This window comes from Allofournierella massiliensis, from assembly GCF_004345265.1.
Taxonomy (GTDB): domain Bacteria; phylum Bacillota; class Clostridia; order Oscillospirales; family Ruminococcaceae; genus Allofournierella; species Allofournierella massiliensis.
The window spans coordinates 1-13,185 of sequence record NZ_SLUM01000020.1; the positions used below are offsets into that span (position 1 = coordinate 1).

A 13,185-nucleotide genomic window follows, 5' to 3' on the forward strand; every position below is an offset into this window, starting at 1 on the left:
ACCAGCATTTTTATCCCCCCACACTATTATACCGCTTTCTTTTCCTCAATACGAGAAAAAGGCCACCTTTCGGTGACCTTTTTCGACAGGCTGAGGCAGGTATCCCACTGGGATACCTGCCTTTTTCTGTATATTGAATCAGGAGAAAACGGGCTCAGCCCTCCTTTGGGCCCAGGCCCAGGGCGTCCATCTGCCCGCGCATGCCCTGAATGCACAGGTCGATCACATCGCCCAGCTCCATGCCCAGCAGCTCGCAGCCCTGCCTGATCACCGCCCGGTCGATCTTGGCGGCGAACTTTTTGTCCTTGAACTTTTTCTTCACGCTGGCCGCCTCCAGATCCGAAAGCCCGCCCGGCCGCATGCGGGCGGTGGCGCCGATCAGTCCAGTGAGCTCGTCCACCGTGAACAGGCTCTTTTCCATGGGTGTTTTGGGCTCCACATCGCTGCAAAGCCCCCAGCCGTGGGCCAGAATCGCCCGGATGCTCTCCTCATCCACCCCGGCGGCGCGCAGCGGCTCCTCGGTGTGCTTTAAATGCTCTTCGGGGTACTGCTCGTAATCGTAGTCGTGCAGATAGCCCACCGCCTGCCAGTAGGCTTCGTCCTCGCCAAAATGGCGGGCCATGGCCTCCATGGCGGCGCTCACGCCAATGGCGTGCTCGAACAGATGAGCCTCGGTGGTGGTGCTGTGCAGCAGCTCTTTGGCGCGTTCCATCGTCAAACCTGCCATTTGAATCAACCTCGCTTCTCTTTTGCCGCACCGGCTTTCAGGGGCCGGGCGCGGTGCGTTTTTTGTTATTGTAGCAAAAAACATGCCGGTTGCAAAGTGCGAATTGCACGAATAAAAACATATAAATAAACGATGTTTTATTCAAAATGATACAGCCAAAACCGCTTGACATCTGCCCAAACGGTGCTATAATGGTCACAACGATAATTCAATACACAAAAGCAATGAAGAGGAAAAGTACCCTGTGCACTGCGCCCAGAGAACTGCCGGTTGGTGCGAGGCAGCGCGATCAAGGCCGGGGGAACAATCACCTGTGAGCTGCCGCCTGAAAGGCCCTTCCGGGCACGAGTAAACGCGGACGGTTGGCAACCGTTATCCCGCCGTCTGGTTAAAACCGGTTTTTAAAATCGGGGAGTCCGGGCATGAGGTGGCTTCGCTGTATGGCGGGGCAACAAGAGTGGTACCGCAGAGAGCTTTCAAAAGCCTTTGTCTCTTGCATTCGAACAATTCGAGTGCAAAAGACAAAGGCTTTTTTTATTTTCATCATAAAGGGGATTGCAAGACAATGAGGAGCGACAACGTAAAACTGGGTGCCGAGCGCACCCCCAACCGCAGCCTGTTCTACGCGCTGGGCTACACCGATGAAGAGCTGGAACGCCCGCTCATCGGCGTGGTAAGCGCCTTCAGCGAGATCGTGCCCGGCCACTCCCATCTGGACAAATTGGCCCAGGCCGTGAAGGACGGCGTTCGCATGGCGGGTGGCACCCCGGTGCTGGTACCGGCCATCGGCGTGTGCGACGGCATCGCCATGGGCCACACCGGCATGAAGTACTCGCTGCCCAGCCGGGAGCTGATTGCGGACTCGGTGGAGACCATGGCCATGGCCCATTGCTTCGACGGTCTGGTGCTGGTTCCCAACTGCGACAAGATCGTGCCCGGCATGCTGATGGCGGCGGCCCGGCTGAACATTCCCTCCATTGTGGTCAGCGGCGGCCCCATGCTGGCGGGTCGTCAGGGCCAGCGGAAGGTGAGCCTTTCCCAGATGTTCGAGGCGGTGGGCAGCTACAAGGCGGGCATGATCGACGATACCACGCTGGACGATTTCACCAAGAACACCTGCCCCGGCTGCGGCAGCTGCGCGGGCATGTACACCGCCAACAGCATGAACTGCCTGAGCGAGGCCATCGGCATGGCGCTGCCCGGCAACGGAACCATTCCGGCGGTCTACTCCGCCCGCACCCAGCTGGCAAAGCACGCGGGCATGCAGGTGATGAAGCTGGTGGAGCAGAACCTCTGCCCCCGGGATATCCTCACCCCCGCCGCCTTTGAAAACGCCCTGGCCACCGACATGGCCCTGGGCTGCAGCACCAACAGCGTGCTGCACCTGCTGGCCATCGCCAACGAAGCGGGCGTGCCCATGGATCTGGCCACCATCAACGCGGTCAGCGCCCGGGTGCCGAACCTGTGCCACCTGGCGCCGGCAGGCCCCACTCACATCGAGGATCTGTACGCCGCGGGCGGCGTGCAGGCGGTGATGAAACAGCTGGCGGACGCGGGCCTGCTCCACACAGACCTGCCCACCGCCACCGGCAAGACCCTGGGCGAGAATCTGGTCGGGGCCGAAAACCGGGATACCAATGCCATCCGGCCCATGGATAAGCCCTACAGCACCACCGGCGGCATCGCGGTGCTCTGGGGCAACATCGCAAAGGACGGCTGCGTGGTCAAGCGCAGCGCCGTTGCCCCCGAAATGCTGGTGCACGAAGGCCCGGCCCGGGTGTTCGACAGCGAGGACGAGGCCATTGCCTCCATTTACGCGGGCCAGATCAAACCCGGCGATGTGGTGGTCATCCGATACGAGGGCCCCAAGGGCGGCCCCGGCATGCGGGAGATGCTCAACCCCACCAGCGCGCTGGCCGGCATGAAGCTGGACAAGACCGTGGCCCTGATCACCGACGGCCGCTTCTCCGGCGCATCCCGGGGCGCATCCATCGGCCATGTGAGCCCGGAGGCCGCCCAGGGCGGCGAGATCTCCCTGATTGAGGAGGGCGACACCATTTCCATCGACATCCCCGCCGGTAAGGTGGGGCTGAAGGTGAGCGATGAGGAGCTGGAACGCCGCCGGGCAAACTGGCAGGCCCCCGCCCCCCGCATCACCACCGGCTGGCTGGGCCGCTATGCAAAGCTGGTGAGCAGCGCAAACACCGGCGCAGTGCTCAAATAACGAAAACAAATCCTTGCGGAAGAAAATAAACAACAGGAGGAATCTGAAAATGAATGCATTGAAAAAGGTAAGCAAGTTCGTGGGCCGGTACATGGCCTTCATCGTGGTGGCAGTGGCCGCCCTGGCCTTCTTTGTACCCCAGAGCTTTTTGTGGGTGGGCAAGGACTGGAACGTGGTAACCCGTCTGGTCACCGTGAACAACCTGCTGATGGTGGTTATGTTCGGCATGGGCCTGACCCTCAAGCTGGATGACTTCAAGGTGGTGTTCACCCGCCCAAAGGACGTTCTGGTCGGCTGCGTGGCCCAGTTCGCGGTTATGCCCTTCCTGGCGTTCCTGCTCATCAAGCTGTTCAACCTGCCCCCCGAGCTGGCTGTGGGCGTGATGCTGGTGGGCACCTGCCCCGGCGGCACCTCCTCCAACGTGATGACCTTCCTGGCCAAGGGCGACGTTGCCCTGAGCGTTGGCATGACCGCCTGCTCCACCGTGCTGGCCCCCTTCATGACCCCCGCGCTGACCTACCTGTACCTGCGTGAGACCGTTTCTGTGGATGCCATGAGCATGTTCGTGAGCATCGTGCAGGTGGTTGTGGTGCCCATCGCTCTGGGCTTTGTGGTCAACAAGTTCTTCGGCAAGTTCACTCAGGCTGCTGTGGAGGTTCTGCCTCTGGTGAGCGTGGCCGCCATCGTTACCATCGTGGGCGCCGTCGTTTCCGGCAACCAGGCCAAGCTCTTCGCCAACGGCCTGCTGATCCTGGCCGTGGTCATGCTGCACAATGTTCTGGGCTACGCCTGCGGCTACGGCGTGGGCAAGCTGCTGGGCATGTCCGACCCCAAGTGCAACGCTCTGTCCATCGAGGTTGGCATGCAGAACAGCGGTCTGGCCACCAGCCTGGCCGGCACCGTGTTCCCGGATCTGGCTCTGGCCACTGTTCCCGGCGCGCTGTTCAGCGTATGGCACAACATCTCCGGCTCCATCGTGGCCAACCTGATGGCCGCTGCCGCCGAGAAGAAGGCTCAGAAGGCGCAGCAGGCTGCTGCCCCCGCACAGGAGGCTGCCACCGCTACTGCCTGATTTTTGAAAATGCTCCAAAGCGGGCGCTCAGTGATATGAGCGCCCGCTTTTTTCTGTTTGCGGCAGGGATTTCAAATATGCTATAATAATAAGATACAAATCCATAAAAGGGAAAAAGGAAAAGGAGGGGGCCGCCATGCTGCATCTTGTGCTGGGTGTTTCGGGCAGCGGCAAGTCCGGTCATTTGCTGCAAACCATCCGGGAGCGGGCGCTGGCGGGGGAGAAGAGCGTGCTCATCGTGCCCGAGCAGTTCACCTCCTCCACCGAGGGCCGGCTGTATCAGCTGCTGGGAGACGAGCTGTCCGGCTATGTGACCAGCTACAGCTTCACCAGCCTGGCCGAGGATATTTTGCAGGCCTACGGCGGCGCGGCGGTGCGCACCCTCACCGATGCGGGCCGGGCGGTGCTGGTGCGCCGGGCGCTGCAGTCCATGGGGCCGAATCTGGTGTATTACAGCCGGCACCGGCGCAGCGCGGCCTTCTGCGAAAAGTGCGCCGAAACGCTGGATGAATTCAAAAGTGCCGGCCTTTCGCCCCAACAGCTGGAGCAGCTGGCCAAAAACACCAGCCACAGCAGCCGCAAGCTGGGCGAGCTGGCGGGAATCTATGCCGCCTATCAGGCGCTGCTGGAGGGCTCCGCCATGGACCCGGGCGACCGGGTGCTGGCGGCGGCAAGGGCGTTGCAGCCGGAATTCTTTGCGGGCCGGGCGGTGTTCATCGACGAGTTCGATACCTTCAACGCCCCCAAGCGCCGCCTGCTGGAAGCCATGCTCACCATGGCCGGAGATGTGACCGTGGCCCTTTGCTGCGACGGAATGGAGGATTATGAAGGTGGCCTGGGCCTGTTCAGCGGCGCCAAGCAGATGGCCGCGGCCCTGCGCCAGCTGGCCCGCAAGAACAGCGTGCCGGTGGCCGCGCCGCTGGTGCTGGATACCGACTGGCGCCACAGCGACGCGCCGGATCTTGCCCGGCTGAACCGGCTGATGGCCGGAAGTCTGGAGGACCCGGCCCCCGCCGACGAGCACCAGCTCACCCTGTGGCAGGCCCCCACCCGGGCGGACGAGGCAAAGCAGGTGGCGGCGGCCATTCAGGCCCTTGCCCGGCAGGGGGTACCCTACGGCAAGATGGCCGTCATCTGCCGGGACAGTGAAAATTATCTGACCCCCATCCGGTACGAGTTCCGGCTGGCGGGCATCCCGCTTTTCTGCGATGAGGCCACCACCGCCGAGCACGCCGCCCCGGTGCGGCTGGTACGGGCGCTGCTGGCTTTGCTGCGCCGCGGCCTTTGCACCGAGAACCTGCTGGCCGTGGCCAAAACCGGCCTGACCGGGCTCAGCGAGGAACAGCTCTGTGCGCTGGAAAACTACGCCTATACCTGGCAGCTGACCGCCGCCCAGTGGCGGCAGCCCTTCACCCTGTCGCCTGCCGGATTCGGGGCCAATACCCTTTCGGAAAAGGCGAAGGAAGAACAGGAAAAGCAGCTGGCTCTGGCGGAAGAAGGCCGGGCTTTTCTGGTGGACAAGCTGGACGGCTTTGCCGCCCGATGCAAGGAGCTTTCCGCCGCCGAAGTCTGCGCCGCATTATATAAAAGGATGCAGGCGCTGGGCGGCGAGGAGAAAATGGGCGAGCTGTGCGCCGAACTGAAGGCCACCGAGGGCATCCCCGCCGCCGCCGAAGCGGTGCGGGTGTGGAATCTGACAGCGGATCTGCTCAATCAGATGGCGCTGCTTCTGGGCGACGAGGTTCTGCCCGCCGCCGAGCTGGCCGATCTGTTCGAGCTGCTGGTGCGCAGCACCGATCTGGGTCACATTCCCCAGACGCTGGATCAGGTGATCTTTACCACCGCCGGCCGCATGCGGCTGGATAACCCGGACTGGTGCTTTGTGCTGGGGCTGGCCGAGGGCGAGTTCCCCAAGGCCCCCGGCGACAAGGGCCTGCTCACCCACGCCGAGCGGGAAAGCCTGATGCGGCAGGGCGTGGAAATGCCGGACTGCTTCGAGAACCGGGCCATCCGGGAGCAGGTGTGCTTTTACAAGGCGCTCACCGCCCCGGCCAAAGGGCTGTGGCTCAGCTGGGCGGCGGGCAGCGCCGCCATGCCGGTGACCAGCGCCCTTGCGCCGGTGATCGAGTGCTTTTCGCCCAAAGAGCCCCGGATGGAGCGGGCGGATCTTGCCGCCACTCCGGCCATGGCGCTGGACCTGCTGGGCCAGAGCTGGAACGCGGAAAGCGGTGAGACCGCGGCTCTGTTCCGTGCGCTGGAGGAATACCGTGCACAGCCGGAGGAGCAGCCGGGCAGGCTGCTGAACCCGGTGAAGCGGGCGGCGGGGGGCGAGCCCTTCGCGGTGCACAACACCGCCGCCATGAAGCAGCTGCTGGGCCGGGATCTCTGGCTCACCCCCAGCCGGATGGAGCGGTATTATTCCTGCCCCTTTGCCTATTTTCTGGAATATGTGCTGGGAGCAAAGCCCCGCAAACAGGCGGCCCTCACCGCCGACCAGAGCGGCAATCTGGTACACTACATTCTGGAGCAGGCGCTGCGCCGGGCGGGCGAGGGCTTTGTGGATCTGAGCGAGGAGCAGGTGAAGGCCCTGGCCGCCGCCATTGCGGAGGAATATGTGCAGGAGAACATGCCCGGGCAGGCCCGGCGCTTTGCCTATCTGGTGGAGCGGCTGAAAAAGAGCGCCGCCAACCTTCTTTTATACATTCAGGCGGAGCAGCGGCAGGGCAGTTTCGTGCCGGTGGCCTTTGAAAAGGGCATCGGTACCAGCGCGGAGGATGTGCCCCCGGTGGTGCTCACCACCTCCGGCGGCGAAACCGTGCGCATGGTGGGCAAGATCGACCGGGTGGATGCCTTTGAGAAAAACGGAAACACCTGGCTGCGGGTGGTGGACTACAAGACCGGCAGCAAGGAGTTCCTGCTGGAGGATGTGAAAAACGGCCTGAACTGCCAGATGCTGGTGTATCTGTTCACCCTCACCCGCACCGGTGGGCAGCAGTTCGCGGCCCCGGCCCCGGCGGGCGTACTTTATCTGATGGCCGACCCGGCCCCCACCCGGGGCAGCCGCCAGCAGGCGGCCAAGGGGCTGGAATACCGGGTGGAGGGCCTTGTGGCGGACGAATATGCCGTCATCGACGCCATGGACAGCGAACGCAAGGGCCTGTTCGTGCCCTTCAAATTCGACAAGGACGGCACCCCAAAGCCCGGCCCGGCGCTGGCCAGCCTGGAAACGCTGGGCCAGCTGCAGCAGGAGCTGGACGGCCTTGTGGTTCAGATGGCCGAGCGGCTCTATGCCGGGCAGGTGGCCGCCGAGCCGCTGGCCCACGGAAAACGAAAAGAAACCAACTGCAAATATTGTGACTACCGCAGCGTCTGCGGCCACGAGGACGAGTGAAAGGAGGGCCGGCACCCATGGCAACCATCAAATTTACCCCCCAGCAAAGCCGGGCCATCGACCACTCGGGCAGTGCGCTGCTGGTCAGCGCCGCCGCGGGCAGCGGCAAAACCGCCGTGCTGGTGGAACGGGCGGTGCGCATCCTCTGCCGGGAAGAGGATCCGGTGGACGCGGATCGGCTGCTCATCGTCACCTTCACCCGGGCGGCGGCGGCCAGCCTGCGGGCAAAGCTGGCCCAGCGCCTTTCGGCCGAGCTGGCAAAACGCCCCGGCTCGGGCCATCTGCGCCGCCAGCGGATGCTCTTGCAGCGTGCGCCCATCTGCACCATTGATTCCTACTGCCTGCAGCTTCTGAAAACCCATTTCAGCGCGCTGGACATCCCGGCGGACTTCACCACCGCCGACGGCCCCCAGCTGGCCCAGCTGCGCCGTCAGGCACTGGCGGACGCGCTGGAAAACGCCTACAACGACCCGGACTTCTGCGCCTTTGCGGATCTGTACGGCAAGGGCCGCAGCGATGCCATGGCCAGCCGGGTGGTGGAGCAGCTGCACGACTTTTTGAGCAGCATGCCCCGGCCGGAAAAGGTGCTGGAAGCCTTCTGCGCCCAGTGGGAGGAGGACGCCCCGCTGGACGAGACCCGCTGGGGCCAGACGCTGCGCACCGAAGCCCGGCGGGCGGCCCTCTGCGCCCGGGAGCTGGCGGCGCAGAATCTGGAGGATCTGGAAAACGACCCGGCCATCGACGAGGCCTACCGCCCGGCGCTGGAATCGGACGAGGCGGCGGTGGATGCGCTGCTGGACGCCATCGACGCCCAGCCCTGGAACGCCATGTGCGAGGCCAGCCGGGCGCTGAGCTACGCCCGCCTGAAGGCGGTGCGGGGCCATTCCAGCGAGACCATGACCCGCATCAAGGAGCGGCGGGATCTATTGAAAGACACGCTCAAGCGCCTGCAGGAAACGATCTTTCTGTGCAGTGAGGAGGAGTTTTTGCAGGATCGGCGCACTGCCGCCCCGCTGGTGCGGGCGCTGGTACGGGCCGAGCGGGAATTCAACCAGCGGTTCTATCAGGCCAAGCTGGAAGAAAAAATGCTGGAATTCAGCGACGTGGAGCAGCTGGCCCTGCAGCTTTTGCAAAACGAGGACGGCACCCCCACCCCGCTGGCGGCCCAGCTGAGCGAGGAGTTCTATCAGGTGATGGTGGACGAATATCAGGACACCAACGCCTTGCAGGATACCCTCTATCACTGTCTGGCAAAGCCGGATGGCTCCAACCTGTTTTTCGTGGGCGATTTGAAACAGAGTATCTATCGCTTCCGGCAGGCGGATCCCACCATCTTTCAACAGAAGCTGGACCGGTTTGTGGAATACGGCCAGCCCGGCCCCCAGAAGCTGTTTCTGGACGCCAACTTCCGCAGTGCGCCGGGGGTGATCGGCGGAGTAAACGCCATCTTCACGCCTTTGATGAGCCGCAAGCTGGGCGGCGTGGACTACGGCCCCGGCGAACGGCTGGTGCCCGGCCTTGGCGAATTGGAAAACTACGGCGGCTACGCGGGCGACTGCGAGTTCCGTCTGGTGCAGAGCGAGCGCCCGGCAGGGGACGCGGAGTACATTGCCCGGCGCATCCGCCAGCTGATGGATCCGGCCAGCGGCTTTACCGTGCGGGGCGAGACCGGCCCCCGGCCGCCCCGGTATGAGGATTTCTGCATCCTGCTGCGCAGCCGGGGCGTCTTCGCGGATTACGCCGCCCGGCTGGAAAGTGAAGGCATCCCGGTGTATGTGGATCGGGCGGAAAACCTGCTGGACGCGCCGGAGATCCGCCCGGTGGCAAGCCTGCTGCGGGTGCTGGACAACCCCGCGCAGGACGTGCATCTGGCGGCGGTGATGCTCAGCGGCATGGGCGGCTTTACCCCGGATGATCTGGTGGCTCTGCGCCTTGGCCGCAAAAACGGCAGTTTTTACGGCGCGGTGATGGCAAGCGAGGACGAAAAGGTGAAGGCCTTCGGCCAGTGGCTGCGCACCCTGCGCCAGCTCAGCCAGACCATGCCGGTGGATCGGCTGATGGAGGAAATATTCGCCCGCACCGGCTGCCTTGCCGCCGCGGGCGCCATGCCGGACGGCAGCGCCCGGCGGGAGAATCTGCGCCAGTTTGCCGCCTTTGCGGCAGGCTGCGGCGGCCACGGCCTTGCCGGTGTGGTGCGCGCCATGGACGCGGCCCTGGCCGGTGAGGGCGTGCCCGGCCCGGAGCAGGGCCAGAGCCGCCCCGGCTGCGTGACCATCATGACGGTGCACCGCTCCAAGGGGCTGGAATTCCCGGTGGTGTTTGCCGCCGATCTGGGACGGGAGTTCAATAAGGAAGATCTGCGGGCCGCAGCGGTGTTCCATCCGCAGCTGGGCATCGGGCTCACTCTGCGGGCAGGGCAGGGGGGCACCTACGTCACCGCTCCCTACCGGGCGGTGCAGTCCGCCCTGGCGCAGGAGGGCCTGAGTGAGGAGATGCGGGTGCTGTATGTGGCGTTCACCCGTGCGCGGGACAAGCTGGTCATGACCATGCCCACCAAGAACGCCCTGAAGCTGGCCCAGAAGATGGCTCTGCGCATCTTTTCCGGCGCGCCGGAGCCCTATCTTCTGGAGCACTGCGGCAGCCGGGGCGAGTGGGTGATGCAGGCTGTTATGGCCCACCCGCAGGCCCAGAGCTTCTGCCGCCAGCTGGAGGTGGAGGTCATGCCGCAGCCGCTGGCAAGCGAACGGGAACTGGCCGACCGGTTCACCGTGAGCCTGGAGGCGGACGAGGTGTCCGAACCCGCCTCTGCCTGCCCGGTGCATCTGCCCGAAGCTGCGCCGGACGAGGCGCTGGCCCGCGCTTTGCGGGAGCATTTTGCCTGGCAATACCCGAACGAGGCGCTTACCCGGGTGCCCGCCAAGGTCAGCGTGACCGCCCTCACCCACGAGGCAGCGGAGCCCACGCTGGAACGGCCCGGCTTCCTTTACAAGGAGGGCCTGACCGCCGCGGAAAAGGGCACCGCCCTCCACGCCTTTTTGCAGCATGCCGATCTGGCCGCCGCTGCTGCCGACCCGGAAGGGGAGGCAAGGCGGCAGGTGAAGGCAAAGCTGCTGGATGAGTCCCTTTACGAAAAAATGGATTTTTCCAGACTGCGGCAATTCTTTGCCGGATCGCTGTTTGCCCGAATGCGGTCTGCGCAGAAGATTCTGCGGGAATACGAGTTCATTACCGCCCGCCCCGCCGCGGACGCCGCCGTGGACAAAACCGGCGACTACGGCCAGGCGCAGGTGCTGGTGCAGGGCGTGGCGGATGTGATTCTGGAATTTGACGACCATCTGGAGCTGGTGGACTACAAGACCGACCGGAACAAAACGCCGGACCAGTTCATTGCCGCTTACCGGCCCCAGTTGTTGCTTTACGCGGCGGCCATTCGACGACGATTCGAAAAACCGCTTACAAAACTTACCCTTTACAGCTTTTCACTGGGCAGGGAAATCGATGTGCAGCCATAGCGCAGCCCCACAAAACAAAAAAGAAAGGATCGAGAAATGGAGCAGGGCAAATACAAAAATTATACGGATGTGGAAGCGGTGGATATCCTCCATCAGGTTTCGGTCATTTATGTGGGCACCAAGGTTCCCCATGATTACGGCACCGGCGAATCCTATACGGCGGTGGAGGTTCACACCTTGAAACATATTGCGGATTACGACGGTATCACCGTGACCCAGCTGGCCCGGGACTACGGCAAAACAAAGGGAGCAATCTCGCAGATTCTGAAAAAGATCGAGTCCAAGGGTCTGATCTACCGGCAGGCGGATCCGGAAAACGACAAGCGATATCATATTTATCTGACTGAAAAAGGAAAAACTCTGGATCAGGCCCACCGGACATACGACGCAAGCCGGTTCGGCGAATCCATGGGGCGGGTGCGCCAGAAATTCAGCGATGAGGAAGTAAATATTGCCTTTACCGTGATGGAGGAATGGCTGGAGATCCGCCGTGAGATCCAGCAGAACCGGCTGCGGAAAAAGATGCAGCTGGAAAAGAAAAAACGCAGAGAAAAGCAGAACAGAGAAACCGAATAAAGGAACAGGGGCCCATTCTCCCGGCATTGCCGCCCTGGGAGAATGGGCCCCTGTTTGTATGTGTTTGACAAAAGAAAGTCGTATTTCATGTGTGAAATGTAGAAAAGGTCGAATAACCCTTGACGATGACGAAAATCAGGTTTACAATCTAACCAAAGATGTATACATGCTAAACATTAAGTTTCGATACGAAACAAAAATGTTGGTGTATACAAACCGGTTCTGCAGAGCGGTGTGTACGTTGGAAAAATGAAAGGGGACAAATTATGAGTAATCTGATCGCCGTTGTCCTGACCATAGCGTATATCGTATTTGTTGCGACGCTGGTCATCAAACGGTACAACTCGGTTTTTGTGTTCATGACTTCCGGCATTGCGGTATTGCTGGGATTCGCGCTGATCACCGGCCAGTCGGTAATGGGCGACGCCACCACAGGAAGCGCCGTCATTGATGTGTTTGCCTTCACGGCCGATGCGTTCAGCTCCAATGCTTCCGGCGTTGGTATGACGCTGATGATGGTTACCGGCTACGCGATGTACATGTCTCACATTGGTGCATCCACCAAGCTGGCATACCTGGCAACCAAGCCCTTGTCCAAAATCAAGAATCCCTACATCGTGCTGAGCATGCTGTTCATCATCGGCACCCTGTTGAAACTGGTTATTACCAGCCACGCCGGTCTGGGCATGCTGTTGATGGCCATCGCATTCCCCATCCTGACCTCTCTGGGCATCAGCAAACTGAGTGCTGTCACCGTTCTGATCATGTGCGGCTTCGTTGACTGGGGCCCGAACGACTCCAGCGCCATCTTCGCTGCCGAAGAAGTTTGCGGCATGCCCATGATGGACTACTTCCTCACTTATCAGGGCCGCGTGGCCGCCATTCTGATCGTGCTGTGCGCCATCTTCCTGCCCACCTACCTGAGCATCATGGATAAGCGGGATAAGCGTCTTGGTTTGGATGGCGAGATCGAGACCAAGGCTCCCGAAAATGTGGACTGCCCCGCCTTCTACGCAGTTCTGCCCGTGATTCCTCTGGTTCTGGTCACCGCGTTCAGCTTCGTGCCCAACATCAAGCTGGACGTTCCCACCGCCAACCTGATCGGTATGGTCTTTGTGTTCGTGCTTGAGCTGATCCGCCGCAAGAACCGCAAGGACGTTACCAACGATTTCACCGTGATCCTGAAGGCCATGGCCAACTCCTTTGCCAACGTGGTCAGCATCCTGATCGGTGCCGCCGTATTCGCGGAAGCCATCCAGATGCTGGGCGGCATCACCGTTATCTCCAACGGTCTGGCCACCATCAAGAGTGCGCCCATCATCACCATGGTGCTGATGTCTCTGATCACCTTCTTCGCCGGCATGCTGCTGGGCAGCGGCAACGCTTCCTGGTACGCTTTCGGCCCGCTGGTTCCCAATGTTACCGCCCAGATGGGTGTTCCTGCAGCCACTGTAGCACTGCCCATGCAGCTGAGCGCCGCTATCGGCCGCTGCATGTCTCCCGTTGCCGGTGTTGTGATTGCACTTTCCGGTATGGCCGGTCTGGAAATCACCGATATCGTGCGCCGCTGCGCGGTTCCCGCCGTTGTGATGTTTGCATGCAACATGATCGTATCCTACATTGTTGTAATGCTGTAAGAGTTTGTTTTTAATTTTTTGGTTCATAGATCGAAAGGAGTACCAT

7 protein-coding genes and 1 other annotated feature are annotated in these 13,185 nt (G+C 62.0%); of the genes, 6 read left to right on the forward strand and 1 reads right to left on the reverse strand.

Going from position 1 to position 13,185, the window contains the following annotated elements; genetic code table 11:
• Positions 1-154 precede the first annotated feature (154 nt).
• Entirely contained in the window at positions 155-727 is a 573-nt protein-coding gene (locus tag EDD77_RS11735) for an HDIG domain-containing metalloprotein (RefSeq protein WP_058963280.1), read from the reverse strand.
• Positions 728-942: 215 nt separating this feature from the next.
• Positions 943-1,224, forward strand: a binding site (T-box leader).
• A 68-nt stretch (positions 1,225-1,292) separates the two neighbouring features.
• Here EDD77_RS11735 and ilvD point away from each other — a divergent pair.
• The 6 genes from ilvD (at position 1,293) to dcuC (ending at position 13,139) form a co-directional block, all read left to right on the forward strand.
• A complete protein-coding gene (gene ilvD, locus EDD77_RS11740; RefSeq protein ID WP_058963204.1) occupies positions 1,293-2,951 on the forward strand; it encodes a dihydroxy-acid dehydratase in 1,659 nt (552 codons plus the stop codon).
• 49 nt (positions 2,952-3,000) lie between these two features.
• Entirely contained in the window at positions 3,001-4,023 is a 1,023-nt protein-coding gene (locus tag EDD77_RS11745; RefSeq protein WP_058963205.1) for a bile acid:sodium symporter family protein, read from the forward strand.
• 136 nt (positions 4,024-4,159) lie between these two features.
• Positions 4,160-7,414: a PD-(D/E)XK nuclease family protein gene (locus tag EDD77_RS11750; RefSeq protein ID WP_058963206.1), complete on the forward strand. Its 3,255-nt coding sequence runs from the start codon at positions 4,160-4,162 to the stop codon at positions 7,412-7,414.
• A 17-nt stretch (positions 7,415-7,431) separates the two neighbouring features.
• Complete coding sequence (gene addA, locus EDD77_RS11755; RefSeq protein WP_058963207.1) at positions 7,432-10,926, forward strand: helicase-exonuclease AddAB subunit AddA; 3,495 nt, start codon at positions 7,432-7,434, stop codon at positions 10,924-10,926.
• Positions 10,927-10,962: 36 nt separating this feature from the next.
• The gene (locus EDD77_RS11760) at positions 10,963-11,502 is read left to right on the forward strand and encodes a MarR family winged helix-turn-helix transcriptional regulator (RefSeq protein ID WP_058963208.1); all 540 of its coding nucleotides are present in this window, start codon (positions 10,963-10,965) and stop codon (positions 11,500-11,502) included.
• 266 nt (positions 11,503-11,768) lie between these two features.
• Positions 11,769-13,139, forward strand: coding sequence for a C4-dicarboxylate transporter DcuC (gene dcuC / locus EDD77_RS11765; protein WP_058963209.1), 1,371 nt, complete (start codon positions 11,769-11,771; stop codon positions 13,137-13,139).
• The last annotated feature ends 46 nt before the right edge of the window (positions 13,140-13,185 follow it).

Bases quoted from the DNA above. Each gene is read 5' to 3' on its own strand.
- EDD77_RS11760 (WP_058963208.1), top strand. From the start codon at position 10,963: ATGGAGCAGGGCAAATACAAAAATTATACGGATGTGGAAGCGGTGGAT.
- ilvD (WP_058963204.1), top strand. From the start codon at position 1,293: ATGAGGAGCGACAACGTAAAACTGGGTGCCGAGCGCACCCCCAACCGC.
- addA (WP_058963207.1), top strand. From the start codon at position 7,432: ATGGCAACCATCAAATTTACCCCCCAGCAAAGCCGGGCCATCGACCAC.
- EDD77_RS11735 (WP_058963280.1), bottom strand. From the start codon at position 727: ATGGCAGGTTTGACGATGGAACGCGCCAAAGAGCTGCTGCACAGCACC.
- EDD77_RS11745 (WP_058963205.1), top strand. From the start codon at position 3,001: ATGAATGCATTGAAAAAGGTAAGCAAGTTCGTGGGCCGGTACATGGCC.
- dcuC (WP_058963209.1), top strand. From the start codon at position 11,769: ATGAGTAATCTGATCGCCGTTGTCCTGACCATAGCGTATATCGTATTT.
- EDD77_RS11750 (WP_058963206.1), top strand. From the start codon at position 4,160: ATGCTGCATCTTGTGCTGGGTGTTTCGGGCAGCGGCAAGTCCGGTCAT.